This window comes from Pontixanthobacter aquaemixtae (genome assembly GCF_009827395.1).
Taxonomy (GTDB): Bacteria; Pseudomonadota; Alphaproteobacteria; order Sphingomonadales; family Sphingomonadaceae; genus Pontixanthobacter; species Pontixanthobacter aquaemixtae.
The window spans coordinates 940,048-966,819 of the sequence record NZ_WTYX01000001.1; the positions used below are offsets into that span (position 1 = coordinate 940,048).

A 26,772-nucleotide genomic window follows, 5' to 3' on the forward strand; every position below is an offset into this window, starting at 1 on the left:
GCGCAGGTGAGCGATGTTTGTGACCGGATCACCAGCTCGGAAACTGCCGAGGCGGCAAAGTCCGATGCGTGCAAATGCCGCGAAATACGCCGCGATGCGGCGGGCCGGTCGGTTACGGAAAAAGGCTGCAAGCCGCGCAAGCCCGTAATCATCTACATTCCGACGATCCAGTTTGGAGCTGACCGCGCATACGAATAGCGCGCTGTTCTGCATTTTAGTTTTTTAACCTGACGCTGTGTCCATCGCTGACGCACAACGCGTGCAGGCCCCCCGCAAATTCTGTTCTTTGAAAGATCATCCATGATCAACGCACTCATGAAATCCATTTTCGGTTCTTCCAATGACCGTTATGTCAAATCGCTTGGTAAGATCGTCAATCAGATCAACGCGCTAGAGCCGCAGATTCAAGCGCTCAGCGATGCTGAATTGCAGGCGCAAACGGCAAAATTCCGCGATCAGCTGGCCAATGGCCAAACGCTGGACGACATTTTGCCCGAGGCTTTTGCGACGGTGCGCGAAGCATCGGTTCGCGTGCTTGGCATGCGTCACTTCGATGTTCAGCTGATTGGCGGCATTGTGCTCCATCGCGGAGAGATCGCCGAGATGCGCACGGGCGAGGGTAAAACCCTGGTGGCCACCCTCGCGACCTATCTCAACGCGGTTGCGGGCAACGGTGTGCACGTTGTTACCGTCAATGACTATCTCGCTAGCCGTGACGCCGAATGGATGGGGCAGCTTTATTCATGGCTCGGCCTGACAGTTGGCGTGATCGTCCCCAATCTGGGCGAGTTCGAACGTCGCGAGGCCTATGGCGCCGATATTACCTATGGCACCAACAACGAATTCGGCTTCGATTATCTGCGCGATAATATGAAGCACAGCAAAGACCAGATGGTCCAGCGACCCTTCAATTTCGCAATCGTTGACGAGGTTGACTCGATCCTGATCGACGAAGCGCGGACGCCGCTGATCATCTCGGGTCCGACCGAAGACAAAACCGATCTCTACTTGTCAATTGACGCGGTGGTGAAAGAGATCCCCGAAGAATGGTACGACGCGGACGAGAAAACCAAAAACATCTCCTGGACCGAAGACGGGACCGAGGAGATTGAGAAGCTGCTGATCGAAGCCGGACTTCTCGAAACCGAAAACCTCTACGACGTCGAGAACACACAGGTTGTTCATCATCTCGATCAGGCGCTTAAAGCGAACAAGATGTTCAAGCGCGACACCGATTACATCGTAAAGGACGACAAGGTCGTTATCATCGACGAATTTACCGGACGGATGATGGACGGGCGCCGTTGGTCAAACGGTCTTCATCAGGCGGTCGAGGCCAAAGAAGGCGTGAAAATCGAGCCTGAAAACCAGACGATGGCGTCGATCACATTCCAGAACTACTTCCGCATGTATCCCAAGCTGGCAGGCATGACTGGAACCGCTGCAACCGAAGCGGCGGAATTCTGGGATATCTACAAGATGAACGTGGTTGAAATCCCGACCAACAAGCCGGTCCAACGGATCGACGAAGAAGACGAGTTCTACAAGAACACGCAGGACAAATTTCAAGCGATTGCCAAAGCGATTGCGGAGAAAAATGCGATTGGACAGCCGGTACTGGTCGGAACAGTGTCCATCGAGAAGTCTGAATTGCTCGCTGAATTCCTCAAGAAAGAGGGCGTCGAGCATGAAGTTCTCAACGCACGCCAACACGAGCGTGAGGCGCATATCGTGGCGCAGGCCGGGCGAATTGGCGCGGTGACCATCGCGACCAACATGGCCGGCCGCGGGACCGATATTCAGCTCGGCGGCAATGTCGAATTCCGCGTTGGTGACGAGCTTGCCGGGATGGAAGAAGGCCCAGAACGCGACGCTGCGATCGCCAAGATTGAAGAAGAGGTCGCAGCAGAGCGGCAAAAGGTTGTGGAGGCAGGCGGCCTGTTCGTTCTTGCGACAGAACGCCATGAAAGCCGGCGCATCGATAACCAGCTGCGTGGCCGTTCTGGCCGTCAGGGCGATCCGGGACTGAGCCGGTTCTACCTCTGCCTAGAGGATGATCTATTGCGTATCTTCGGGCCCGACACCTTGTTCAGCCGGATGATGAACTCGAACCTCGAAGATGGCGAGGCAATCGGTTCCAAATGGCTCTCCAAGGCCATTGAAACCGCTCAGAAGAAGGTTGAAGCGCGCAACTATGACATTCGCAAACAGGTCGTCGAATATGATGACGTGATGAATGACCAACGTAAGGTTATTTACGAACAGCGCGCCGAAATCATGGACAGCGAGGCCGTGGGCGATGTCGTTGTCGATATGCGCCACGATACGGTCAATGCACTGGTGACGGCTGCGTGCCCTCCCGGTTCTTATCCCGAACAGTGGGATGTAGAGGGAATGAAAGAGCGCATTGCAGAAGTGCTCGACCTTCAACCACCGATCGATGCGTGGCTGGAAGAAGATACAGTAGAACCAGAGATCATCGAAGAGCGTCTGCGCGCGCAAGTTGATGAAATCATGGAAAAGAAGATGGCCAATGCCGATCCGGCAATCTGGACTCGCGTCGAGAAGAGCATCCTTCTGGAACGGCTTGACCACCATTGGAAGGAACACCTTTCAACGCTCGATGCGCTGCGTCAGGTGGTTTTCCTTCGTGCCTATGCGCAAAAGCAGCCGATTAACGAATATAAGCAGGAGGCTTTCGGCCTGTTTGAGCGGATGCTCGACACGCTTCGTGAGGACATCACCAGCATCCTGTTGAAGAGCGAATTGCGGATGGCTCCGCCGGTTCAGGAAGAGCTTCCCGATCTGCCGGACTTTCTAACCGGGCACATCGATCCGCTGACCGGTCTCGACAATTCCAACGACGGGGATGGCTCTGCGGAACGCCCTGAAATGTTCGGTTCGCTTGCTGGTAGTCCGCGTGCCGCATCCGGGCCAGGCGGCGCGAACAGAGACAATCCCTATGCCGACCAGGATGTTAGCCGGAACGCGCTGTGCCCATGTGGCTCTGGTAACAAGTACAAGCACTGCCATGGCGCGGCTGCGTAAAGCGGTTGTTATCCATTCAAATTAATTTTGAATCGAAATACATGATATAGTTAAGCCCCATGGCAGAGGGCAGACGAGATCCACGATTCGAGGTAAGCGTACAGGGCCGGTATAGGACCGGCACTGGCGTGGCGAAGGACGTGCCGATTCTGGAAATGTCCGAGACAGGCTGCCGGTTTTACGACCGTTTCGGGCGGTTACGGCCCGATACCGAGATTTCGCTGAGGATCGGATCAATCGGGCCGGTGATCGCGACTGTGCGATGGTGCAACGATCATATCGTCGGGGTGGAATTCGAAAATCCGCTCTATGGCCCTGTGTTCGAACACATCCGTTCGCAATTGGGCCAGAGATAGAGGAGCAAACAGGCTGCCTGCAGCATACTGCAGCCATCAGCGAATTCATTCCGCTTGATGGGCTTCCGCACATTGTCTGGAAAGAAGGATGGCTCCCCGAGTTGGATTCGAACCAACGACCAAGTGATTAACAGTCACCTACTCTACCGCTGAGCTATCGGGGAACAGCCCTTATGCGCCGCTATCTCTCGCGGGCAGGGGTGCGCCTATATGCACCCCCTTTTGGTTTGGCAAGCCTGAGTTTCAGCCTCAAACTACAAATTGTTCGGCAACGATGCGTTCATCGAGCGCATGTCCCGGATCGAACAGCAGGGTGAGTTCTTTTTCAGCCGCGATTTCGATGCGCACTTCGGCGATATCGCGAATCTCGGTTTGGTCGGCCACCGCCGCCACCGGCCGCTTGTCAGGCTCGTTCACTTTGAAACGGATGGTAGACCGGTCGGGCAGGATTGCTCCCCGCCAGCGGCGCGGGCGGAACGCGCTGATAGGCGTCAACGCAAGCAATTGCGAATCGAGCGGTAGAATCGGACCGTTTGCAGAAAGATTATAGGCAGTCGAGCCTGCTGGCGTGGCCACCAAAACGCCGTCGCCAACCAATTCTGAAATCCTGACGCGATCATCGACCGACACTTCCAGTTTGGCAGTCTGGCGCGTTTCACGGAGCAGGGAGACTTCGTTAATCGCGTTCTCGACCACTCTTTCGCCGGTTTGCGTCACGGCTTCCATGCGTAACGGTGAAATGCCGATCGCGCGCGAACGATTGACCTTGTCGAGAAGCTTCACGCCTGCACGATACTTGTTCATCAGAAAGCCAACGGTGCCGCGATTGATACCGTATGTGGGGATCTGCCGATCGCTGTCGAGCATCGCATGCAAAGTGTGCAGCATGAAGCCGTCGCCGCCGAGCACGACTTGTGCATCAGCTTCTTCCAGCGGCACCCAATCGTGCATATCGCGCAGCACTTCTGCTGTCTCCGCCGCTTTTGACGTATCGGAGATGGCCAAAGCCAGCTTTTTGAAACCGTGGTTTCTGCTCAAAACATCCTCCTGATCGAACTACGGATTCATCGTAGTGACTCATATTGACCCTATGTAGGGCTGTACCATTTGGCAACGCATTGAAAAGCGGTGGCGAGCGACGCATAGTCGGTCGCTATTGGGAAGGAATGCGAAGTGCCGCACGAAATCTTGAAACAGTCATGAATGACGAGCTGACCGGACTCGCCAGTGTTGAGGCTGCGCGGGCAACGCTCGAGAAGTGGCAAATGCAGGCGGCGGAGCAAGGAAAGACGGCGCCGGTCCATGCGATGCTGCTCGGGCTGGGCCGGTTTGATGCCGTGAATCTGGCATATGGCGAATCGGTGGGTGATGGTGCGTTGGTTACAGTCGCGCAGCGCATTCTGCATTTTTCCGAAGATGAATTCGAACAGGGTGATTGGCTGGTCGCGCGATTGGGAGGCGGAAAGTTTCTGCTGGCCGCACATGAAGCGTGTAGCCGCGAACGTTGGCAATGGCTTGCAGAGGCTTTGGCAGATGCCGTAGCGCATCCGATAACTGGTTTGGACAGCTCGGGCACCTTGCGGCTGTGGCCACGGATTGCACTGATGCGGCCTGCGCCGGGTGAAGGACCGGCATTGATCTTTGATCGCTTGGGCGAAACACTAGAGGAAGCGCGGACAAAACACGGCAAGCGCGTTTTGTGGTCTGATGGTGGATTGACTGTTCCGGGGCGGCGTAGCGCGCTTGTGGACGCAGATTTGCTGGCTGCGCTTGATCGGCAAGAGATCGAGATCGTCTATCAACCGCAGGTCTCGCTTTCGGATGATGCCATCATTGGCGCAGAGGCATTGGCCCGATGGCAGCATCCGGAGCTGGGCCGGATCGGGGCGAGCCAGCTTTTCGTGATCGCCGAACGCACCGATCATGTTGCGCAACTGTCGCGCCATATTGCCACACGAGCGCTTACCCAGGCCGCGACATGGCCCGTCGGTCAGAGATTGTCGATCAATGTGACGCCGGCTGATCTGGCATCGGCAAACTTCGCGGACGAATTTATCAAGCTGGTCGAAAATTGCGCGTTTGATCCAGAGAATCTGTCGCTTGAAATCACCGAACATGCGCTGCTCGACAATCTTGAAAGCAGCGCCAAAACGCTGCTGACGCTTAAGGCCCACGGAATGCGCGTTGCGCTTGACGATTTTGGCGCGGGATTTTGCAACTTCCGCTATCTAAAAATTCTTCCGCTCGATGCGATCAAGCTCGACCGCACGATGATCGACGGTATCGGCAGCGACGAGCGTGACTTGGCTGTGCTGCGAGGGATTATGGCAATGGCTAAGGCGCTAGGGCTTCGCGTTATCGCGGAAGGGGTCGAAACAAGCGAGCAGCGCGCAATTATCGAACGTGAGGGCTGCGACTATTATCAGGGTTTCTTGCGCGCGACCCCGATGTCTAACGCCGAATTCATCGACATTGTGACGGGTTAGGCGGCCGAACTGCGCGCTTTGATGGCGATCCGGCTTAGCCCCTTGGTCAATTGGAACAGACCATTGAGGCGCGATTGCGGATCACCCCACGCACGGTTGATTACCAGCTTCATATCAGGGCGCAATTTCGCGGTGTCTTTCAGCCGGTCAACATAAGCGATCAAGCCGGGGCCGTCGGGGAAATCATCATTGTGGAACGTCACCAGCGTGCCGCGCGCGCCGACATCGATCTTGGCGATATTTGCGGCGATTGCCTGATGCTTGATCTCGATCAGACGGACAAGATTGGAAGTCGCATCGGGTAGCGGTCCGAAGCGGTCAATCATTTCCGCGGCCATCGCTTCGATTTCGGCCTTGTCTTTCGCATCGTTCAAACGTCGGTAGAGAGCCATCCGCACTGCCAGATCGGGTACGTAATCCTCTGGGATCATAATTGGGGCGTCGACCGTGATTTGCGGACTGAAGCTCTCCCGCTCCGCCGAAAGCCCCATTTCTCCTGCCTTGGCCGCTAAAATCGCGTCTTCGAGCATCGATTGGTACAGTTCGAAACCAACTTCGCGGATATGGCCAGATTGTTCGTCACCCAGCAGATTTCCTGCGCCGCGAATGTCGAGATCATGGCTCGCAAGCTGGAAGCCCGCACCAAGACTATCAAGGTCGCCAAGGACTTTCAGTCGCTTTTCCGCAACTTCGGAAAGCTGTTGGTCTTTGGGATATGTCAGATAGGCATATGCGCGCAGCTTGGATCGGCCCACGCGGCCGCGCAATTGATAGAGCTGCGCCAATCCGAACCGATCCGCTCGGTGGATAATGATCGTGTTGGCGCTTGGAATATCCAACCCGCTTTCGACGATCGTTGTGGAGAGCAGAACCTCGTACTTGCCCTCGTAAAATGCGCTCATCCTTTGCTCGACCTCGGTCGGTGACATCTGGCCATGCGCGGAGATCGACTTGATCTCGGGCACGTGTTCTTTCAACCACTCTTCGACATCAGCCATGTCCGAAATGCGCGGGACGACGATAAAGCTTTGCCCGCCGCGATGATGTTCGCGTAGCAAGGCTTCGCGCATCACCATCTCGTCCCATTCCATCACATAGGTGCGCACGGCCAGTCGATCGACCGGCGGTGTCTGAATGGTCGACAGCTCGCGCAAACCGGTCATTGCCATTTGCAATGTGCGCGGAATCGGCGTGGCGGTGAGTGTCAGCATATGGACATTGGCGCGCAGCTGCTTGAGCTTTTCCTTGTGGGTGACGCCAAAGCGTTGCTCTTCGTCAACGATTACGAGGCCGAGGTCTTTAAACTGGGTGGATTTGGAGAGGATCGCATGGGTGCCGATCACGATATCCATCGTCCCCGCGGCAAGCTGCTCACGTGTTTCGGTCATTTCCTTTTGCGGAACGAGGCGAGAGAGGCGCCCGATTTTGAGAGGGAAGCCGGCAAAACGCTCTGTGAAATTGGTGAAGTGCTGACGGGCGAGGAGAGTGGTGGGGGCAACGACTGCAACTTGCTGTCCGTTCATCGCCGCGACAAAGGCTGCGCGCAAGGCAACCTCTGTCTTGCCGAAACCGACATCACCGCAAACGAGGCGGTCCATTGGACGACCGCTCTCAAGATCGCGGAGCACATCGGCAATTGCGCGGTCCTGATCGTCGGTTTCCTGCCATGGAAACTTATCGACAAATTGGTTGAAAGTCGCGTCATCAACGTCAAGCACCGGCGCTTTCTTGAGCGCACGCTCGGCGGCAACTTTCATCAATTCGCCCGCAATTTCGCGGATCCGGTCTTTCAGGCGCGACCGGCGTTTTTGCCATGCTTCGCCTCCCAAACGGTCGAGCATCACCGCTTCTTCGGATGAACCGTATCGCGACAGTACGTCGATATTTTCGACCGGAATGAAAAGTTTGTCGCCGCCCTTATACTCCAGCATCACGCAGTCATGTTTGCTTTTGCCAACGGTGACGGGTTCAAGGCCGAGATATTTGCCGATCCCGTGTTCGGTATGGACCACCAGATCGCCGCGAGAGAGGGCGGATAGTTCGGCCAGAAACGCATCGGCATCCTTCTTGCGTTTCTTGCGCCGGACAAGGCGATCACCCAGCACATCCTGCTCGGTAACGAGTTCCAGCTCTTCATTGGCAAATCCGCTATCGAGCGGGAGAACCATCGCCACAGGTTGACCCTTGGCTGCAAGGCCCAGTGCTTGTTGCCACGTATCGGCGAGCTTGGTCTCTGCGCCAGCTTCACCCAAAATGGAGGCAATGCGCGCTCTGCTGCCTTCGGAATAAGCTGCGAGCAGGGGCTTTTTGCCCGCTTTTGCGATCGACAGCAGGTGACTGGCAGCGGCGCCATAGACATTGTCGCCGCGAGCGCGCTCCGGAGAAAAATCCCGCGCAGAGCTAAATCCGAAATCAACCGATTTGGCATTTTCCGGTTCTGCGAAAATAACGGTCCGGTGGATCGGCCAGTCTGCCAATTGAGTCTCGAACTCTTCGCGCGCAAGATAGAGCGCGTCCTCGGCCAAGGGGCGGTAGCTTCCGGCCGCCTGGCCTGCAGCTTTCTCACGCGCCTGATGATAATCCGCGATGTCTTTCAGCCGTTCATCGCCTGCCTGGATCGCGCCGCTGTCGATGATGATCTGGTCCTGGTCGGTCAGATGGTCGAACAGCGTGCTCAGTTTGTCTTCGAACAATGGAAGCCAATGTTCCATTCCGGCGAGCCTGCGCCCGTCGCTAACGGCCTGATAGAGCGGGTCGCCGGTTGCGGTTGCACCAAACATTTCGCGATAGCGTCCGCGGAAGCGCTTGATGCTCTCTTCGTCGAGCAAGGCTTCGCTGGCGGGCAAAAGCAGGTGCGACTTCAGAATGCCGGTGCTCGTTTGCGTCGAAGGATCGAACAAGCGGAGGCTTTCCAATTCGTCTCCGAAAAAGTCGAGCCGCAGACCCTGATCCAGTCCGGACGGATAAATGTCGACGATTGATCCGCGAACCGCATATTCGCCCGCGTCGACGACGGTATCCGCGCGCGAGTAGCCTTGGCGTTGCAACAGTTCCGCCAGGCTTTCGCGCCCGATTTCTGTGCCGGGCGAAAATTCGCGCACTGCCTGACGAATACGAAACGGGGAGAGGACCCGTTGCAGAACGGCATTGACCGTAGTTACCAGTAGCTGTGACGTGCTGCTTCCGGATTGCAATTTGTGAAGCGCGGCAAGGCGTTTTGCGCTGACAGACAGGGCCGGGCTTGCGCGGTCATAAGGCAGGCAATCCCATGCCGGAAATTCGATCAGGTCGAGCTCGGGCGCGAAGAATTGTGCCGCATCGTTGATTGACCGCATCGCATTATCGTCTGCTGCAATATAGACAGCTCTGCCATTCGAAGCGCGGGCCAGATCGGTCAGGACGAGCGGGAGCGCACCACGCGCAAGGGAGGACAGGGTCAGCGGCGTCGTGGCCGAAAGAATGCGGGAAATGTCGGGCATCGTCTTAAAATCAGCGAGGGATATCGACGTAGTCGAGCTTTTGCATCAAATCCATGTGCGGCCCGGCAATTTCGGTAGGGACCGCCTGTGTCTGTATGGCCCACGCCATGATATCAACATCATCTTCATCGAGCAGCGATTCAAACCACACCAAATCGGCTTCTGACCATCCGGTGTGATAACGATCATAAAAGCCGCCGATCATATAATCGGCTTCCCGCGTACCGCGATGCCATGATCGGAATTTGGCGCGGGCAAATCGTGCTGAAAGGTCGGGCGTGTCTGGCATGAGAGCGCGCCTATTCTGTCCGCCATCGCAGCGCAAGCATCTGCTAAGTTTATCGAGGCGCCGGGACCGCTTTCCACAAGCTCTTTAAACATCAACCGCGATCCCAGCTTTCGCTGCGGTGACGATAGTGGTTAAAGGACCAAATGCGTCCAGAAGTGCTCAATCCTCTTTTTGTCGAAGTCGATGCTCTCGACGGCATCGGGCCGAAGCTGAAGAAGCCGCTGGACAAATTGGGCCTCACCCGCGTTCGCGATCTGGCCTATCATTTGCCCGAACGTTTTGTGACGCGGCGGGCGGTCGAGAATCTCGACGAGGCGAGTGTGGGCGAACATGTCGTGGTGGCATTGACCCCTACCGAACACAAAAGCCCCTATGGTCGCGGGCCTTATCGGGTGCTGGCGCAAGATAGCGTCGGGAATATCTGCACGCTGACCTATTTCGGGCGCGCATCCTACACCGCCAAGAAACTGCTGCCGGTTGGCGAGAAACGCTGGGTGGCCGGGAAGATCGACGAATATGATCAAATGCTCCAGATCGTACATCCCGATCATGTGGTGGAAGAAAGCGACGACACGCTGACGCGGCTTTGCGAGCCGGTCTACGCGCTTTCCGAAGGCCTGACCCAACCGCGTATTTCCGGGCTTGTCGATCAGGCACTGGACCGGCTTCCCCATCTGCCAGAATGGATTGAACCCGCGCAGTTCGAGGCCGAAAAATGGCCCACTTGGCGTGACGCGCTGAAACTGGCGCACAAGGCAGAGCATGAATCGGCGCGGGAACGGTTGGCCTATGATGAATTGTTGGCAAATTCGCTCGCATTGATGCTGGTTCGCGCGGACAACCGCAAGCGGAAGGGCAAGTCGCTGCAAGGTGACGGCTCGCTGCGGGACAAGCTGCAATTGCCTTATTCTCTGACAGGCGCGCAGGCGCGCTCCGTGTCAGAGATTGAGGGTGATCTTGCGCAGGAAACACCAATGCTTCGGTTGCTACAGGGTGATGTCGGTGCGGGCAAAACGGTGGTTGCTCTGATGGCGATGTTGGTTGCGGCGGAGGCCGGAACCCAAGCGGCTTTGCTCGCACCCACCGAAATTCTTGCCCGCCAGCATTTTGAGACTTTGCGCAACATGGCCGCATCGACAGGTGTTCAAGTCGCGCTGCTTACAGGCCGAGACAAGGGGAAAGCACGCGAGTCGATCCTGATGGGGTTGATGGACGGCAGCATCGACATTGTCGTGGGCACCCACGCGATTTTTCAAGACAGCGTCTCTTACAAAGATCTGGCTTTGGTGGTGATCGATGAGCAGCACCGCTTCGGGGTGGCGCAGCGCCTGATGCTGGCCAACAAAGGCAAAAGCACACCGCACACGCTCGCGATGACAGCCACACCGATCCCGCGCACGCTTACTCTCGCGCAATATGGTGAAATGGATGTGTCGCGCCTCGATGAGATGCCGCCGGGTCGCCAGCCCATCGATACGCGTGTTGTTGCACAGGAACGTCTCTCCGATGTGGCGGATGGTGTCGCGCGGCATATCGCAAGCGGGCAGCAGGCATATTGGGTCTGCCCGATGGTTCGTGAGAACGAAGCCGAAGACATCGCAGCGGCAGAAGCGCGCTATGCCAGTTTGAAAGAACGGTTCGGCGAAGATGTGGTTCTGGTCCACGGGCAATTGAAACCCGAGATGAAAGACGCCGCAATGGAGCGCTTCGCCAGCGGTCACGCCAAACTGCTGATCGCCACCACTGTCATTGAGGTTGGGGTGGATGTTCCCGCAGCGACATTGATGGTTATCGAACAGGCTGAACGGTTTGGTCTTGCGCAGCTGCACCAATTGCGCGGTCGGGTAGGGCGCGGAGCGGAAAAATCTGTATGTCTTCTCCTTCGCGGTGGCGCGCTTTCGGAGACGGGCCGCGAACGGCTAGCGCTGATGCGTGACACGCAGGACGGTTTCCGGCTGGCGGAAGAGGATCTGCGCTTGCGTGGTGGTGGTGAACTTCTGGGCACGCGCCAATCGGGCGATACGCCATTTCGTGTCGCATCACTCGAACAGATCACCCGTCTGCTGCCCAAAGCCCATGACGATGCGCGAATTCTGATGGAGCGCGACGGCGGACTGACCGGCTTACGCGGGGAAGCCGCGAGAATATTGCTTTATCTGTTTGAACGCGATTGGGGCGTCCAAATGCTCCGCGGAGGCTAGCTGCCCTGAGCCTGAAGGCTGGAAACGATGGCCTGAGCTGCGCTCCACACATCATCCCATGTGAAAGCGAAGTTCTCTTCACCGTCATAATAGGGATCTGCAATGTCGGCACCTTCGCGGCCCGGCACAGTATCGAGCAAGAGAGCGATTTCAGCTTTGCAATCGCTGGGCGCAATGGCGCGTATGTTTCGCAGGTTGGATTGGTCCATCGCGTAAATATGGGTGAATCGTTCGAAGTCTGCTTGCTCGATTTGCCGTCCTGCATAGTCCGAAATATCAATCCCGTGGCGCGCGGCGGTTGCAATGCTTCTTGGATCGGGTGGTGATCCCACATGATAGGCAGCGGTTCCGGCGGAATCTGCATCAGCAGCAAGTCCAGCGTCATTTGCGGCCTTGCGAAAGGCTGCCTCGGCGAGCGGAGATCGGCAGATATTGCCGAGGCAAACGAACAAAATGGCTGGTCTATCGGTCATCAGGCCAGCATAGTGGAACGGATCACGCGCTCGCAAACGATATGTGGGACCAAGGGAGGAATAATCTCATGAAACGCTTCGCAATCGCTGCTCTGCTCAGCACAGTTGCTGCAACGCCTGCCTTGGCCGATCCGGCAGAGGATTACCGCGAACTTCGCGAAGAGGTTTGGGAAGGTACGCTGGATTCCTCGCCCGCGCTTGCCACCAGCATTGGCGACCGGCGTGGTGACGGGAAACTGGGCGACCTCTCGCTGGAGGAATACGATCGTCAGATCGAACAGTCGCGCGCGTTTCTGACGCGCTTGGAAGCGATTGATCCCGAACTTCTTCCTGATGATCTGCAAGTCGATTATGCGATACTGAAACGCGGGTTCGAAGACGGGCTTGCCGGCACGGCTTTTGATCACAATCGCTACATTTTGTTCACCAATCGTGGCGGCTGGTTTTCCGGTTTTTCCTCGCTGCCCTACCGCTCGCCCTTTTTTACAGAGGCGGACTATGAATCCTATGTCGCGCGGCTTGAGGCTTTTGAGACGCTGAACGCACAGGGTATCGCCCGATCGCGCGAAGCCGTTGCGCGCGGGCTCACGCAGCCATGCGGACCGATGGAAGGCTTTGCCGACCGGATCGACAAGCAGATATACGAAAGCGCGGAAGATTCACCCTATTGGCGTCCTTTCGCGGAACGTCCCAGTTCGGTTCCGGAAGGAGATTGGATGGCCCTCACCGAGCGGGCCCGCACAGCACTGAACGATTCCGTCTTTCCTGCCTACGCCGCCTTCGCCAAATTTTATCGCGAAGAATATGCGCCGAACTGTCGCACGGGCGCACCTGGTATTCTGGGAACGCCCGGGGGTGAGGCCTATTACGCATATCGCGTGAAGAGCTTTACCACGACCGATATGACGCCCGACGAAGTGCACAATCTTGGCCTCTCCGAGGTTGCCCGGATTCGCGCGGAGATGGTTGAAGTCGCCAAGGAAGCCGGTTTTGGAACCCGTGAAGAGTTCATCGAACATCTGCGCACCGATCCTCAATATTACGCCAAATCGCCTGAAGAGTTGGTTATGGCGGCAAGCGCGTTGGCCAAGGAAATTGACGGGCACATGCCGAAATTGTTCGGCCGCCTGCCGCGGCAACCCTATACTGTGCTGCCAATCCCTGCGGCGCAGGCGGCGGGTAACACCACAGCCTATTACGAGCCTGGTTCGCTGCAAACGGGGCAAGCTGGCATCTATCGTGTGAACACAACCGAGCTTGACCAGCGCCCGCTCTGGGAACTGCCCGCGCTTGGTGTGCATGAAGCGGTCCCGGGGCATCACCACCAGATCGCTTTACAGCAAGAACTCGATATCCATCCGCTGCGCTCAAACGGGACCTTTTTCACTGCATTTGTTGAAGGGTGGGGGCTTTACTCCGAACGGCTGGGTATTGAGATGGGGCTGTATGATACACCAGCAAAACAGATGGGCCGGCTTAGCTATGAAATGTGGCGTGCCACGCGGCTGGTTGTCGATACAGGTATCCATTCACGCGGATGGAGCAAGCAGCAGGCGGTCGATTTCATGCTCGACAATACTGCACTGACGCCGGGCAATGTCGATGCCGAGGTCAACCGCTATATTACTTGGCCGGGGCAGGCGCTGGCTTACAAGATCGGAGAGCTGAAGATCCGTGAATTGCGCAGGCGGGCGGAAGAAATTCTCGGGGCCGATTTTGACTTGCGCAGATTTCATGACGCGGTGCTGGAAAATGGTTCCGTTCCGCTCGATGTTCTGGAGGCGCATATCAATCGCTGGATTGAAGGACAAAAACGTGATTGCGGAAAGGGCTGCGGCTAAGTTCGGCGGTATGGTGACAAGCGGCTCTTCGGCGGTCTAGGACACCGCCATGGCCAGCGCTGCATTCCCGACCGATTCTTCCGCCCGCCACCCGGAATGGCAGTATCTCGATCTGATGCGCCAAATCTGGGAGCATGGTAGCGAGCGGCGCGATCGCACGGGCGTAGGGACGCGATCTGTTTTCGGCACGATGCTGCGGTTCGATCTGGCAGACGGCCGTATGCCATTGCTCACCACAAAGCGTGTCTACTGGAAAACCGCAACGCGAGAAATGCTGTGGTTCCTCACCGGAGACACCAATATCCGCGAATTGTGTAAGCAAAATGTCCAGATATGGACGGACTGGCCACTTGATACATATCGCCGGGAAACGGGTGATGACATTAGCCGCGAAGATTTCTCCGCGCGGATCGTCGAAGATGCAGCATTTGCGGCGCGTTGGGGGGAACTGGGCCCGGTTTACGGGAAACAATGGGTCGATTGGCCGACTTACCAGTATCAGGCCGACGGTTCTTATCAAAAGGGGCCGGGGATTAATCAGGTCGCTCAAGTGGTTGAATCTTTGCGCAACAATCCCGGAAGCCGCCGCCATATTATCGAAGGGTGGAATGTCGCCCAGCTGGACACAATGGCGCTGCCGCCATGCCACAAGACCTACCAGTTCCATGTTTCGGATGGCCGGCTCAACGGCGCGCTCTATCAGCGCAGCTGTGATGTAGCTTTAGGCTTACCCTTCAATCTATGGTCCGCGGCGCTGCTCCAGCGAATGATGGCGCAACAAACCGGGCTTGAGCCGGGTGAATTTGTATGGATGGGCGGGGATACACACCTGTATCTCAACCATACCGATTTGGTGGAAGAACAGCTCTCGAGAACGCCGGATGGAGAGCCAGTGCTCACCATTGCGCGCAAGCCTGACACAATATTCGATTACAAAATAGACGATTTTGTGGTCGAAAATTACCAACCGCAGGGGGCATTGAAGGCACCCATTGCGGTCTGATATATGCGGCTCATTGCGCTTGACCACCGGCGGCGCGTGAAATAAAATAACGCAATATTGTAAGATTGTGTTTGGGAGAGCAGCGCATGGCCAAAGGGCCCAAAGATGCAGCGACAAAAGGGGCGAACAAGCCGGCCTTATCGCTTCACGTTCCTGAACCCACCTATCGCCCTGGTGACGCAGTTGATTTTGCGCATATTGTCGTGCCCGATGCGGGCAAGCAGCCTCGCCCCGATGAAACATGCGAAGCGATAGAGACGAGCGACCTTTGCTACGATCTGGTCCGCGTGCTCGGCGATGACAACAAAGCCCATGGCCCATGGGATCCAAAGCTTGATCCCGATACACTGCGCACCATGCTGGGCCATTTTGCGATGGTCCGCGCGTTCGATGAACGGATGTTTCGTGGGCAGAGGCAGGGCAAGACCAGCTTCTACATGAAATGTACGGGCGAGGAAGCAACCTCGATCTCGGCAGCGATGGCCCTTGCCAGCGACGATATGATTTTTCCTTCATACCGCCAGCAGGGTATCCTCATCGCGCGCGGATATCCTCTGATCGAGATGATCAACCAAATATATTCGAACAAGGGTGACAAGCTGAAAGGTCGCCAGCTGCCGATTATGTATTCAAGCCGCGAACACAGCTTCTTTTCAATTTCCGGCAATCTCGCCACGCAAACGCCGCAGGCAGTCGGATGGGCGATGGCAAGCGCGATAAAAGGCGACACCAGAATTGCTGCGACATGGGTGGGCGAGGGATCCACAGCAGAAGGTGATTTCCACAGCGCCTGCACCTTTGCGACGGTTTATAATGCACCGGTTATCCTCAACGTTATCAACAACCAGTGGGCGATCAGTAGTTTCAGCGGATTTGCCGGCGCGGAACGAACGACATTTGCCGCACGCGCCTTGGGCTATGGCCTCGCCGGGCTGCGGGTAGATGGCAATGATCCGCTGGCGGTCTATGCCGCAGAGAAATGGGCTGCTGATCGCGCCCGAGCCAATGCCGGCCCGACGCTGATCGAACACTTCACATACCGTGCTGAGGGGCACTCCACCTCTGATGATCCGAGCGGGTATCGTTCTGCCCAAGAACGCGATGAATGGCCGCTTGGCGATCCGGTGACCCGCCTGAAAGACCATCTGATCGCGCTCGGTGAATGGGATGAAGACCGCCAAGCGGCGATGGATTTGAAATGCGCTGAAGAAGTGAAAGCCGCAACCAAGGAAGCCGAAAAGAACGGCATTCTTGGCCATGGTCTGCATCACCCGTTCCGCACCATGTTCCAGGACGTATACGAAAATCTGCCATGGCACCTTGAGGAGCAGGCGGCCCAAGCCAAGCGCGAGCGGGAAATCAAGTGGCCCGGTGAGGAGCCTTGGTCATGAGCACTAAGACAAAAGATAACAATCCCGCGGAAGCCGGTTCAGAACGACGCCTAAACATGATCGAGGCGATCAACGAAGCGCTCGACATCAAGATGACCGAGGACCCCGATGTCATCATCATGGGTGAAGATGTCGGCTATTTCGGCGGCGTTTTTCGCGCGACCGCGGGATTGCAGGAAAAACACGGCAAAAACCGCGTATTCGATACGCCGATTTCCGAATGCGGTATTATCGGTGCGGCCGTGGGGATGGGCGCATATGGTCTGCGCCCGGTGCCGGAAATCCAGTTTGCCGATTATATTTATCCGGGGCTGGATCAGCTGATTTCGGAAGCCGCACGGCTGCGGTATCGATCTGCGACAGATTACATCGCGCCTTTGACGGTACGTTCGCCCTTCGGTGGCGGTATTTTTGGCGGTCAAACGCATAGTCAAAGCCCGGAAGCTTTGTTCGCCCATGTCGCGGGTTTGAAAACGGTCATTCCGTCAACGCCCCATGACGCCAAGGGTCTGCTAATCGCCGCGATCGAAGACAACGATCCGGTTATTTTCTTCGAGCCAAAGCGTATCTACAACGCCCCGTTTACCGGATATTACGACAAGCCGGTCGAGCCGTGGAAAACGCATCGGGACAGCGTTGTGCCGGAAGGCAAATATTCGATCCCCCTTGGTAAGGCGCGTATCGCACAAGAAGGCGAAGCACTGACCGTCCTCGTTTATGGTACGATGGTACATGTTGCCGAGGCGGTTTGCCGAGAGAAAGGCATCGATGCGGAGATCATCGATCTGCGAACCATCGTCCCGCTCGATATCGAAGCGATCGAGGCGTCGGTTGAAAAAACCGGAAAATGCCTGATTGTCCACGAAGCAACGCGGACAGCCGGCTTTGGCGCAGAACTATCGGCGCTGGTGACAGAGCGCTGCTTCTATCATCTGGAAGCTCCGGTCGAGCGTGTCACCGGTTTCGACACACCCTATCCGCATAGCCTTGAATGGGCATATTTTCCCGGTCCGGTCCGCATCGGCGAGGCCATCGACAAATTGATGAGCGAGTAACGCTATGAGCCGTTTCACATTCAATATGCCCGATATTGGCGAAGGTATCGCCGAAGCCGAGATAGTCGCGTGGCATGTCAAAGTGGGCGATACGGTCGAAGAAGACCAGGAAATCGTCGACATGATGACCGACAAGGCAACCGTGCCTATGGAAAGCCCGGTCAATGGTACTATTGTCGAAGTTGCGGGTGGTGAAGGCGATATGGTCTCCATCGGCGCGATGCTGGTTGTCGTCGAAGTCGAAGGCGACATTCCCGATGATGTAGATGAGAAGGATCAGGAACAGGTCGCTGAGACCGTAGCCGAGCCAGAGGCACGGCCAGAGCCCGCGCTTGAGCCAACCCCAGAACCAGCGCCCGAGCCAGCCCCGGCTCCTGCACCAGCACCAACGCCCGCCCCGGCGCAGGCAGCTTCCAAAGTTCTTGCCAGCCCTGCTGTGCGCAAACGCGCCAAGGAAATGGGCATTGATTTGGGTGATGTGAAGCCCGCTGCCGATGGCCGCGTGCGGCATGCGGATCTTGATGCCTTCCTGTCTTACAATACCGGTGGCGGATTTGCCCCGGCGGGTGGCAAGCGTGACGACGAACCGATCAAAGTCATCGGTTTGCGCAAACGCATTGCGCAGAACATGGCGGCTTCGAAGCGCAACATCCCGCATTTCTCCTACGTCGAAGAAGTCGATGTTACCGATCTGGAAGAGATGCGCGCCGACCTGAACGCCAATCGCGGGAACAAGCCAAAATTGACGATGATGCCGCTGGTGATCACCGCGATTTGCAAGTTGATTCCACAATTCCCGATGATCAATGCACGCTATGACGACGAAGCGAACATTGTCACGCGCCATGGTGCGGTTCATCTCGGGATGGCGACCCAGACCGACAACGGTCTGATGGTTCCCGTTATTCGCGATGCCCAGTCCCGGAATTTGTGGCAGTTGGCACAGGAAATCAGCCGGCTTGCTGGTGCTGCGCGCGATGGCTCGGCCAAATCGGAAGAACTTTCAGGTTCGACACTGACGCTAACATCGCTCGGCCCGTTAGGCGGTGTGGCTACCACCCCGGTTATCAACCGCCCTGAAGTGGCAATTATCGGCCCGAACCGGATTATCGAACGTCCGATGTTCGTGCCGGATGGCAATGGCGGTGAACGAATCGAGAAGCGCAAGCTGATGAATATCTCGATCAGCTGCGATCACCGCGTGGTCGATGGCTATGATGCGGCGAGCTTTATCCAGGAATTCAAGAAACTGGTCGAAACGCCGGTTCTGTTGCTGACGGACTGATTAGCGCACAATCGCGCTATACGTGATTGTTCCGCTGCCCTGCGCCGCACGGCTCGCAGGAATCTTCCAGCGTAGATGGGTCACGTCTTCAACGGCAGCGATCCGTTCGCCGTGTTTGTCGCGGATGACCAGCTGACCCAGTACGCCCCAGTTTCGGCCGCCGTCAATCGATACGGCTTGTGACAGAACGCTGCTGCGCTCAAACGCCAATTCACGCGGAACCGCACTGGAAACGGTGAAGCCTGTATTCGCGCTGTTGCTGTTCCATTTGACCAGCAAGATCACCCTGTCGCCTTTGCGCAGCTGGTCCGCGCGTTTGACTGCCCGTGTAGCGCCATCATTGCTTACATTCTCAACAAACATGGCTTGAGACAGCTGCGGGCGTTCTTGGGCCTGCGCGGCAATGCTAACCGCACAAATCGCAAGGCCAAGGCCGCGCGTCAGTTGTTTCACTTTCATCTCGCAAGATCCCTCAAAGCACGATTGTGCGGTCTGGGATGGCTGTGGCAGCGAGAGTGAAAAATATGGTTAACGCGGGGGTAAAAGCTCGCCAATCGAAGAGCGATAAACCGAGATTGAATTTTGGGTGAATTTTGCCCGTTTTCTGCGTTGACAGAGTCGGGAAGCTGCCCTAACTGCGCCTCTCCCAAGCGCATGCTTGTATGCGGGGGTGTAGCTCAGTTGGTTAGAGCGCCGGCCTGTCACGCCGGAGGTCGCGAGTTCAAGTCTCGTCACTCTCGCCATTGCTTTTTAGCAATATGGCTTTGGAAAATCTTCAAATCGGATTGTTTCCCCTTTGCTAGGGGCGCGCTTGAACCGGGCTAGGAACCGCTGTTCAATCCTTTGTTTCGCCCCATTTTCCCGTCTCCATCCAAATCAGGAATCTTCGAAGCGGGAGTAGCCAGATCACTCCGAGAATCAGATAGACGACCGTTTGTACCAGTGTCGGCCATTCGCCGATCAAATCAGGCACATAGCGGGCAACAACCACGCCATAGATTGTCAGTGCAACCAACAGGCCAAGGATGCCTAGAGGGATTCGGGCGGTTGGTTCTTTGCGCATCAAAATGGTCCGTAAAGGCGGGTAGGGGTAACGACAACGGCCAACGCGATATCATGCGGTTCGGTCGGGATGGTGTCGACCAATTGTTCATCCCATGCCAGCCCGATCGCTAAAGCATTGGGGTTACTCGCCAACCAGCGGTCATAATGGCCGCCACCCTGGCCCAGCCGTTCACCGCGCTCTGTAAAGCCCAGCAGCGGCGTGAAAATGACATCAGGACTGATTTGTCCGGCCTTTGCATCGGGCTGCATCATTCCGAATGCCCCTTTGACCAGATCGGTCTCGCCAAACGGGTCGGTGTGCTCTGCAAAGGCCATTAGCCCATCGCTTTCGGGAAATGTCGGCAAAGCAATTGTGTGGCCGCCTTCGGCAAAGAATTTTGCGTAGCCAGACGCAGGCGCTTCGTCCGAACTGGCGTGATAGAGGCCGATGACGGCGTCTTGCGGTACAAGTTCCAACAACGGTGCTGGCGGATGCTTGAACAGCAGCGCGCGGATAGTCTGCGGGATCGACGCAGAATGGGCCTTGCGCTGGGCGCGAAGCTCTTTCCTGAGGCGGGCTTTATCGGTCATCTGGGGCTGCTTGCTGGAAATTACGAATTTAGGTGACGGGACCACTATGGGTCGTTCTCTGGGAAATCCGCCGACGCCTAAACGTCAGGTGGGCGCCGTATGCATCAAGGCCCCGTGCGAAACGTTACCTTGGACAGGGACAGCTCCCTTGGATTGCTTATAGCCTCAGGGATGTTCTGCAGCGCGTGCCGAGCAGTCCCGTCATATGCTAATTAGGTACTCGAGGTTCCGGCCTCAAGCTTATCCGCACATGTTTCCAGCAAATCGGCGAATCGTTCCAGCGCCGGGGCAAGGTCCGGATCGTCGCTCAGGCCGCTTGCCGGGGCTGCGGTTGCGGCTGCATTGCGCGCGTCTTCCAGCAGGGCTGCAAGCTCTTTTCGTTCTTGCTCCAGCTCGGCGACATGCGCGGTCGCTTTCTCTAGTTCAGAGCGGCATTCCTCCGATTCCTCGCGCCTTTGTTGCAATTCGGTGCGGATATCGTCGACTTCGGCAGAATGGCGTTGCTGCGCAGACTGCAGCCCTTCCAACTCGCTTTCCAGCCGGGCGATTGTCGCATTCAATTCGTCCCGTTGTCCGGTAGCCACGCCGGCGGCGCGTTCGGCGTCTTGCTTCGCCTGTTCGTTTGCTTCGTTTGCCTTTTTTGTTTCGTGGAGCTCATCCGCGAGAAAAAGCGCGCCGAAAAGCATCTTTTGTATTTCCAGCGTGGTTGTTCCCTCGCCGAGTTGGCCGATCTTGGCATCAATGACCGATCCGAGTGCGATAACATGGGCTTCCTGCCCGTCCTCGCAAGCAACCGCATATTCACGGCCTGCAATAGAGAGCTTCACCTCGCTCATTGGTCGAGATCCCCGATCAGCTTGTCGAGTTCGCTGATGGTATTGGCAACAGTGTCGCGCAGGCTTTCATGCTTGACCACCAGAGCAGAGACCGAAGGTGGCGCAGCATTGGACGCGGATTTGGGCACGTTGTCAGCAGCCTCGGCAATCCGGGCCAGAGCCGACTCGATGCGATTTACTGCGGACTCAATGCGTTGTTCGCTCATGTGATCAAATTACCGTAATTGCCGTGTTTGCGCAAAGGTTTGCCGCCTCCAGTTCACAGCACCTGTTGATAATTGGCAGAGATGTGACGTCGATTTTGGAACATTTCGGATCATTGACGGGGATCACACAGGGACTCTCCTTGACCTTGAAAGGCAGGTTCGCGAAGGCTTCACCCGCGCCGAATCGATAGACAATGCGCGTCCGTAAAACCTTCCGGCAGGAGTTTCCCGAATGAGCCTCGATCCGTCCCGCATGGCACCTATGGCCAATGCCATCCGTGCCCTTTCGATGGATGCGGTCCAGGCCGCCAATTCAGGCCACCCGGGAATGCCAATGGGCATGGCAGATGTCGCCACGGTTCTATGGTCGAAATATCTGAAATTCGATCCTTCTGCCCCAAACTGGGCTGACCGCGACCGGTTCGTGCTCTCGGCGGGGCATGGATCGATGCTGATTTACTCGCTGCTGCATCTGTCTGGCTACGCGAAGCCAACGATCGATGACATCCGCAATTTCCGGCAATTGGGATATCCTTGCGCCGGTCACCCGGAAAACTTCCTGCTCGACGGGGTGGAATGCACAACAGGCCCGCTGGGGCAGGGCGTGGCGATGGCGGTCGGCATGGCGATTGCCGAACGGCAATTGAACGCACATTTTGGCGATGATCTGGTTAGTCACCGGACATGGGCGATTGCAGGCGATGGCTGCCTGATGGAAGGGATCAATCACGAGGCAATCGGACTGGCCGGGCATTTGAAGCTGGGCCAGCTGATCGTGCTGTGGGACGACAACAATATCACGATTGACGGGCAAGCTGACCTTTCCACCAGCGAAGATGTAAGGACGCGGCACACATCGGCAGGATGGCATGTCGTAAGCTGCGATGGTCACGATATCGCTGATATCAGCCGCGCTATCGAAGAAGCGATGGCGGATGATCGGCCATCCTTGGTGGCTTGCAAAACCATTATCGGTAAAGGTGCGCCAAACAAACAGGGGACATCAGCGACGCACGGCGCCCCCTTGGGGCCAGATGAGATCGCTGCAGCGCGCGAGACGCTGGGTTGGGACCATGAACCTTTCGTGGTTCCCGAAGATATCATGGCGGATTGGCAAACGACGGGTCACCGCGGTGTAGAAGCCCATAGCGAATGGAAAAGTCGGCTTGAAAGCTCGGACAAGCAAGACGAATTCAAAGCGCGAATGGGTAATGTTGGCGATGCGGCGGGCCGTGCAATCGAAGATCACATTCGTGGTTTGGCTGCCGAGCCGCAGAAAGTCGCAACCCGCAAAGCATCGGAAATGGCGCTTGGCCCACTGACTGAGGCTTTGCCGCAAATGATCGGTGGTTCGGCGGACCTTACCGGCTCAAACAACACCAAAACGCCGAGCACCTTGCCTTTCAGCGCAGACGATTATTCGGGCCGCTATCTATATTACGGTATCCGCGAATTTGGCATGGCGGCTGCCATGAATGGCATGGCTCTGCATGGCGGGGTGGTGCCCTATGGAGGAACATTCCTGATTTTCAGCGACTATTGCCGTAACGCGATCCGTCTGTCGGCACTGCAGGAAGTCGGCGCGATCTATGTCATGACACATGACAGCATCGGGCTTGGCGAAGATGGACCGACGCACCAGCCTGTCGAGCAGGTGATGAGCCTGCGCCTCGTGCCCAATCTCAATGTCTACCGGCCCTGCGATACGATCGAGACAGCCGAATGTTGGACGCTGGCTTTGCAAACACCCAACACTCCGTCGATCCTCGCGCTGTCGCGGCAGGGGCTTCCGCAGATGCGGGGACAGGATGACGGCGAATGGACCAGCGTGACGAACCGCTCGGCTAAGGGGGCATATCGTCTCAAAGGCGCCGACGCGGAGCGCAAAGTTGTACTGGTAGCCACCGGTTCCGAAGTTCACCTTGGGGCCGAAGTGGCCAGCGAACTTGAAGCGCAGGGAATTGGTGCCGATGTGGTATCCATGCCATGCACCGAACTGTTCGACGCACAGGATGCGGCCTATCGTTCAGACCTGCTGCCCGCCGACACGCTCAAGGTTTCGATAGAGGCAGGCGCAAGTTTCGGTTGGGAACGGTATACCGGCCTTGATGGCCTCAATATCGGGATAGACCGCTTTGGCGCATCTGCGCCAGCGGGTGACCTCTTTAAGAAATTCGGTTTCACTGCGGACGCGATTGTTCCGCAAATTGTCAATAAATTGAACGGTTAAGCAGGAGTAGTTCCTATGACAAAAGTAGCCATTAATGGTTTCGGGCGGATCGGGCGGCTTGTCGCACGCGCAATTCTGGAGCGTAGCGATCACAACCTCGATCTCGTTGCGATCAACGACTTGGCCGACGCCAAGGCAAATGCATTGTTGTTCCAGTACGACTCGACGCACGGTCGTTTCCCAGGTGAAGTCAGCGCCAGCGATGACAGCATCACTGTAAACGGCAAGAAAATCGCGGTGACCTCGGAGCGCGACCCCGGCAATCTCCCGCATGGTGAGATGGGCGTGGACATCGTTCTGGAATGCACCGGATTCTTCCAATCGCACGAAGCAGCCGAGCCGCATTTGACCGCCGGCGCGAAGCGCGTGCTGATCTCGGCGCCCGCGAATAATGTTACAGCCACCGTGGTCTATGGTGTCAACCATGACGTCCTGACGTCAAGCGATGTCATTGTTTCTAATGCATCTTGTACCACAAACTGCCTTTCGCCCGTGGCGAAGGTTCTGAATGATCTGGTGGGTATCGAGCGCGGCTTCATGACCACGATCCATAGCTACACCAACGATCAACGCATGCTTGACCAGATGCACGGCGATATGCGCCGCGCTCGTGGCGGTGCGCAGAATATGATCCCGACCACAACCGGCGCTGCGCGTGCGGTCGGCCTGGTTCTGCCGGAACTGGCAGGCAAGTTGGACGGTAGTTCGGTCCGCGTACCGACACCGAATGTTTCGCTGGTTGATCTGGTGTTTACTCCGGGCCGTGATACTTCGGCAGAAGAGCTCAATGCCGCGTTAAAAGCCGCTGCGGATGGCCCGATGAAAGGCGTTCTCGACTACACCGATCAGCCGCTCGTCAGCAGCGATTTCAATCACTACCCGGCGAGTTCGACCATCGACAGCCTTGAAACTTCGGTGATGGAAGGCAAGCTGTGCCGTGTTGTCAGCTGGTACGACAATGAATGGGGCTTCTCCAATCGCATGATCGACACTGCCGGCGTTATGGCGGGATTGCTTTAAAACGAACCTCAACCGCTCGTGTCGGGCGATGCCGAGACGCGAGCGGTTGAGAATTCTCGACTTCGCTCGAACCGAACGGATATAATGATCAGATGAGTTCCTTCAAAACGCTAGATGATCTGGGTGACGTGACCGGAAAAGTTGCGCTGGTCCGCGTCGACCTGAATCTTCCGATGAATGGCGGTTCGGTGACCGATACCACCCGTGTAGAAGCTTCCGCACCCACCATCCTGGAATTGTCGGAGAAGGGCGCAAAGGTTTTGTTGCTTGCGCATTTCGGGCGCCCGGGCGGGAAGCGAAATTCGACGATGTCCGTCAGCATGACGCTCGAAGCCGTTGAGGAAGTTCTGGGCAGCGAAGTCATGTTTATCCCTGAAATTCAGGGGCCTGTTGTCGAACAATCGATTGGCATTCTGCGCAATGGCGACGTCGGATTGCTCGAGAATACGCGGTTCTGGCCGGGCGAAGAGGCGAACGATGCCGATTTTGCCGCGGGCATTGCCGCTAATGCGGATTTCTACGTCAACGATGCTTTCTCTGCCGCACACCGCGCGCATGCGAGCACGGAAGGCCTCGCCCGGATCCTGCCATCCTATGCGGGAAGGGCGATGGAGAAAGAGCTCAACGCCCTCGAGTCGGCGCTGGAAAAGCCGGAGCAACCGGTTGCGGCTGTTGTGGGTGGGGCCAAGGTGTCATCCAAGCTCGCCGTGCTGGAAAATCTTGTCGGCAAGGTACAGCATCTGATCATCGGTGGCGGTATGGCCAATACATTCCTGGCTGCGCGTGGTGTCGATGTGGGTAAGTCGCTGTGCGAACACGATCTTACCGAAACAGCCAATGCGATTATGGAGGCTGCTGACGCCGCCGGCTGCACGGTGCATCTGCCTTATGACGTCGTAGTGTCGCAGGAATTCGCCGCGAATCCACCTAGCTTGCGTACATGCAATGTCCACGAAGTTGCTGAAAGCGAAATGATTTTGGATGTCGGGCCGCAGGCGGTGGAAGCCTTGGCAGATGTATTGAAAACATGCCGCACGGTGGTTTGGAACGGCCCGATGGGGGCTTTTGAAACCGAGCCTTTCGATGCGGCAACGGTGGCTCTAGCGAAAACTGCGGCTGCACTGAGCGCGGAAGGATCGCTGGTTTCGGTTGCTGGCGGCGGTGACACTGTGGCGGCACTCAATCATGCTGGTGCTGCCAGAGATTTTTCCTATATTTCAACGGCAGGCGGCGCTTTCCTCGAATGGATGGAAGGCAAGGAGCTGCCCGGTGTGGCGGCATTGACCGTCTGACGTCATGGGTGAGACGCGGCATTTCTTCACTACGCCGTTCGTCATAGACCAGCTCGCGAGCGCCGAAGGCTTGGCGATGCTGCGCCAGGCTGTAGATGAAGAGCGTCAACGCGATGCAGCAGGCGTTCAGATCTCCAACATCAACGGGTGGCATTCCAACACCAATATGATCGAATGGGGCGGTGAGGCTGCTCGTGCGCTTGCCTACAAAGCCATGCAGATGGCCGATGACCAGACGGTCGATGCCAAATCGCCCGAAAACAGCAGGTTCGACTGGATCCCCGAAATGTGGGCCAATGTCAGTGAACAGGGCAGCGCAAACCAGTATCACACGCATCCGGGGTCTTTCTGGTCCGCGGTTGCCTATCTCGACGATGGATATGGCAGCAGCGATGAAGCCGGACTAGGTGGGGAGTTGCAATTGCTTGACCCGCGCATGCCGATGATCCGTATGACCGCTCCCGATTTGCGTCTGCTTGATGCGAGCGGGCAAGCGCAGCAGACAGAGATATCGATCCGTCCAAAAACCGGTATGATCGTGTTGTTCCCCAGCTGGCTGCAGCATGCAGTCCGGCCCTTTCAAGGCCCGGGAACACGTATATCCATTGCGATCAATCTTGTACCGGCATTGAAGCCACCGCAATAA

The 26,772-nt window shown here is 56.8% G+C and carries 23 protein-coding genes and 2 tRNA genes; 15 read left to right on the top strand and 10 right to left on the bottom strand.

The features are described 5' to 3' along the window. The first annotated feature begins 6 nt into the window (after positions 1-6). The 3 genes from GRI41_RS04520 to GRI41_RS04530 all read left to right on the top strand — a co-directional run bounded on the left by GRI41_RS04520 (position 7) and on the right by GRI41_RS04530 (position 3,404). Entirely contained in the window at positions 7-198 is a 192-nt protein-coding gene (locus GRI41_RS04520; RefSeq protein ID WP_160603562.1) for a hypothetical protein, read from the top strand. A 102-nt stretch (positions 199-300) separates the two neighbouring features. Then, positions 301-3,048 (top strand): preprotein translocase subunit SecA, encoded by a 2,748-nt coding sequence (gene secA, locus GRI41_RS04525; protein WP_160603563.1) that lies wholly within the window; start codon positions 301-303, stop codon positions 3,046-3,048. Positions 3,049-3,107: 59 nt separating this feature from the next. Beyond that, positions 3,108-3,404 carry a PilZ domain-containing protein gene (locus GRI41_RS04530; protein ID WP_160603564.1) on the top strand — a complete coding sequence of 99 codons (297 nt, stop codon included), beginning with the start codon at positions 3,108-3,110 and terminating at the stop codon, positions 3,402-3,404. Between the two features lie 89 nt (positions 3,405-3,493). Here the strand turns inward: GRI41_RS04530 and GRI41_RS04535 are convergent. Both GRI41_RS04535 and GRI41_RS04540 read right to left on the bottom strand, forming a co-directional pair. After that, positions 3,494-3,568: transfer RNA gene (locus GRI41_RS04535), tRNA-Asn, on the bottom strand. An 85-nt stretch (positions 3,569-3,653) separates the two neighbouring features. Then, entirely contained in the window at positions 3,654-4,442 is a 789-nt protein-coding gene (locus GRI41_RS04540) for an NAD kinase (protein ID WP_160603565.1), read from the bottom strand. A gap of 161 nt (positions 4,443-4,603) precedes the next feature. On the opposite strand from GRI41_RS04540, the gene GRI41_RS04545 reads away from it, so the two are divergent. After that, on the top strand, positions 4,604-5,890 hold the full coding sequence (locus tag GRI41_RS04545) for a bifunctional diguanylate cyclase/phosphodiesterase (RefSeq protein WP_235901054.1): 1,287 nt from the start codon (positions 4,604-4,606) through the stop codon (positions 5,888-5,890). Here GRI41_RS04545 and mfd read toward each other — a convergent pair. Beyond that, positions 5,887-9,369 carry a transcription-repair coupling factor gene (gene mfd / locus GRI41_RS04550; RefSeq protein WP_160603567.1) on the bottom strand — a complete coding sequence of 1,161 codons (3,483 nt, stop codon included), beginning with the start codon at positions 9,367-9,369 and terminating at the stop codon, positions 5,887-5,889. The two genes, GRI41_RS04545 and mfd, sit on opposite strands and share 4 nt — an antisense overlap. A 10-nt stretch (positions 9,370-9,379) precedes the next feature. Beyond that, entirely contained in the window at positions 9,380-9,658 is a 279-nt protein-coding gene (locus GRI41_RS04555; protein WP_160603568.1) for an FAD assembly factor SdhE, read from the bottom strand. 143 nt (positions 9,659-9,801) lie between these two features. Between GRI41_RS04555 and recG the strand changes: the two genes are divergently transcribed. Continuing rightward, on the top strand, positions 9,802-11,859 hold the full coding sequence (gene recG / locus GRI41_RS04560) for an ATP-dependent DNA helicase RecG (RefSeq protein ID WP_160603569.1): 2,058 nt from the start codon (positions 9,802-9,804) through the stop codon (positions 11,857-11,859). Here recG and GRI41_RS04565 read toward each other — a convergent pair. Continuing rightward, on the bottom strand, positions 11,856-12,332 hold the full coding sequence (locus GRI41_RS04565; protein WP_160603570.1) for a low molecular weight protein-tyrosine-phosphatase: 477 nt from the start codon (positions 12,330-12,332) through the stop codon (positions 11,856-11,858). The genes recG and GRI41_RS04565 overlap by 4 nt on opposite strands. A gap of 68 nt (positions 12,333-12,400) precedes the next feature. Here GRI41_RS04565 and GRI41_RS04570 point away from each other — a divergent pair, with 68 nt between their 5' ends. The 5 genes from GRI41_RS04570 (at position 12,401) to GRI41_RS04590 (ending at position 18,907) form a co-directional block, all read left to right on the top strand. Next, positions 12,401-14,173 (top strand): DUF885 domain-containing protein, encoded by a 1,773-nt coding sequence (locus GRI41_RS04570; protein WP_160603571.1) that lies wholly within the window; start codon positions 12,401-12,403, stop codon positions 14,171-14,173. A 49-nt stretch (positions 14,174-14,222) separates the two neighbouring features. Next, positions 14,223-15,176 (top strand): thymidylate synthase, encoded by a 954-nt coding sequence (thyA, locus tag GRI41_RS04575; protein ID WP_160603572.1) that lies wholly within the window; start codon positions 14,223-14,225, stop codon positions 15,174-15,176. Between the two features lie 86 nt (positions 15,177-15,262). Continuing rightward, on the top strand, positions 15,263-16,567 hold the full coding sequence (locus tag GRI41_RS04580; RefSeq protein ID WP_160603573.1) for a 3-methyl-2-oxobutanoate dehydrogenase (2-methylpropanoyl-transferring) subunit alpha: 1,305 nt from the start codon (positions 15,263-15,265) through the stop codon (positions 16,565-16,567). Further along, complete coding sequence (locus tag GRI41_RS04585) at positions 16,564-17,622, top strand: alpha-ketoacid dehydrogenase subunit beta (RefSeq protein ID WP_160603574.1); 1,059 nt, start codon at positions 16,564-16,566, stop codon at positions 17,620-17,622. Before GRI41_RS04580 ends, GRI41_RS04585 begins: the two co-directional genes overlap by 4 nt. A 4-nt stretch (positions 17,623-17,626) precedes the next feature. Next, the gene (locus GRI41_RS04590; RefSeq protein WP_160603575.1) at positions 17,627-18,907 is read left to right on the top strand and encodes a dihydrolipoamide acetyltransferase family protein; all 1,281 of its coding nucleotides are present in this window, start codon (positions 17,627-17,629) and stop codon (positions 18,905-18,907) included. Here GRI41_RS04590 and GRI41_RS04595 read toward each other — a convergent pair whose 3' ends face one another. Continuing rightward, complete coding sequence (locus GRI41_RS04595; protein ID WP_160603576.1) at positions 18,908-19,366, bottom strand: hypothetical protein; 459 nt, start codon at positions 19,364-19,366, stop codon at positions 18,908-18,910. Positions 19,367-19,573: 207 nt separating this feature from the next. Here GRI41_RS04595 and GRI41_RS04600 point away from each other — a divergent pair. Then, a tRNA-Asp gene (locus GRI41_RS04600) sits at positions 19,574-19,650 on the top strand. A 92-nt stretch (positions 19,651-19,742) separates the two neighbouring features. Here GRI41_RS04600 and GRI41_RS04605 read toward each other — a convergent pair. The 4 genes from GRI41_RS04605 to GRI41_RS04620 form a co-directional block, all read right to left on the bottom strand. Continuing rightward, positions 19,743-19,970, bottom strand: coding sequence for a DUF2842 domain-containing protein (locus GRI41_RS04605; protein ID WP_160603577.1), 228 nt, complete (start codon positions 19,968-19,970; stop codon positions 19,743-19,745). Further along, positions 19,970-20,542 carry a 5-formyltetrahydrofolate cyclo-ligase gene (locus GRI41_RS04610; RefSeq protein ID WP_160603578.1) on the bottom strand — a complete coding sequence of 191 codons (573 nt, stop codon included), beginning with the start codon at positions 20,540-20,542 and terminating at the stop codon, positions 19,970-19,972. Before GRI41_RS04610 ends, GRI41_RS04605 begins: the two co-directional genes overlap by 1 nt. 212 nt (positions 20,543-20,754) lie before the next feature. Continuing rightward, positions 20,755-21,378, bottom strand: coding sequence for a cell division protein ZapA (zapA, locus tag GRI41_RS04615; RefSeq protein ID WP_160603579.1), 624 nt, complete (start codon positions 21,376-21,378; stop codon positions 20,755-20,757). Continuing rightward, positions 21,375-21,584 carry a hypothetical protein gene (locus GRI41_RS04620; protein WP_160603580.1) on the bottom strand — a complete coding sequence of 70 codons (210 nt, stop codon included), beginning with the start codon at positions 21,582-21,584 and terminating at the stop codon, positions 21,375-21,377. Before GRI41_RS04620 ends, zapA begins: the two co-directional genes overlap by 4 nt. A gap of 232 nt (positions 21,585-21,816) precedes the next feature. Here GRI41_RS04620 and tkt point away from each other — a divergent pair, with 232 nt between their 5' ends. The 4 genes from tkt to GRI41_RS04640 all read left to right on the top strand — a co-directional run bounded on the left by tkt (position 21,817) and on the right by GRI41_RS04640 (position 26,772). Beyond that, entirely contained in the window at positions 21,817-23,814 is a 1,998-nt protein-coding gene (gene tkt, locus GRI41_RS04625; RefSeq protein WP_160603581.1) for a transketolase, read from the top strand. A gap of 15 nt (positions 23,815-23,829) precedes the next feature. Further along, positions 23,830-24,834 (top strand): type I glyceraldehyde-3-phosphate dehydrogenase, encoded by a 1,005-nt coding sequence (gap, locus tag GRI41_RS04630; RefSeq protein WP_160603582.1) that lies wholly within the window; start codon positions 23,830-23,832, stop codon positions 24,832-24,834. Positions 24,835-24,926: 92 nt separating this feature from the next. Next, positions 24,927-26,126, top strand: coding sequence for a phosphoglycerate kinase (locus tag GRI41_RS04635; protein ID WP_160603583.1), 1,200 nt, complete (start codon positions 24,927-24,929; stop codon positions 26,124-26,126). Positions 26,127-26,130: 4 nt separating this feature from the next. Continuing rightward, positions 26,131-26,772, top strand: a complete 642-nt coding sequence (locus GRI41_RS04640) for a 2OG-Fe(II) oxygenase family protein (protein WP_160603584.1) — start codon at positions 26,131-26,133, stop codon at positions 26,770-26,772.